2 protein-coding genes are annotated in these 545 nt (G+C 49.0%); both read right to left on the bottom strand.

Annotation, left to right across the window (positions count from 1 at the left end; translation table 11 throughout):
- The coding region (locus tag AK963_RS34395) for a hypothetical protein (protein ID WP_175404790.1) at nt 1–280 on the bottom strand (280 nt) is incomplete at its 3' end.
- Between the two features lie 8 nt (nt 281–288).
- Nucleotides 289–545: hypothetical protein (locus AK963_RS34390; RefSeq protein ID WP_175404789.1), on the bottom strand; the 257-nt coding region annotated here is incomplete at its 5' end.

Below are 545 nucleotides of genomic sequence, written 5' to 3'. Positions count from 1 at the left end.
TGGCCGACTTGTGAAACCGGATCGCAATAGAAGCCTCAATAACTCTAGTGCCAGGATTTGTCAGTATATGCGCCACATCATCCTCCTGGGCCGCCTGATAAACATCTTTCTCATGCGCTTTCTTGGCAGATGAATGGATATGATAAACGGCCCCGGACGGCGCAATAATTTTTACGTCAGCCACATCCGCGCTCTCAATACCTTCCTGGCGTGAAAATGCGAGTGCCGGTTTGTGCTTTAAACTCTGTAAGTTCAGCGGCCGTCGCTCCAATTTACTCACAGGGTCTTTTACCGAAAGCCCTGCTTCAGAAAAAATAGTGGCAAGCGCCTCTCTGTCATTTTTTCTCCGACTGACCACCTCCAGTTCTCTTCTCTTCTCTTCGGACTCCAGATAAAGGCATACTCACGAGCCGGATGTACCATTGTCTCTTTAAGAACCGGCTTATCTTCAGAGACCTCTTTCAACAGACTGGGAAGACCTTCCCGATAGACCATCACTTGCATCAGATGCTCAAGAGTGCCGTCAATACAGGGACGGTGACGTT

Origin of the sequence: Endozoicomonas atrinae (assembly GCF_001647025.1) — a bacterium.
In the GTDB taxonomy this organism is placed as follows: domain Bacteria; phylum Pseudomonadota; class Gammaproteobacteria; order Pseudomonadales; family Endozoicomonadaceae; genus Endozoicomonas; species Endozoicomonas atrinae.
Note: the sequence above shows the minus strand (reverse complement) of the source record. Positions and strands in the feature narration are given on the sequence as shown.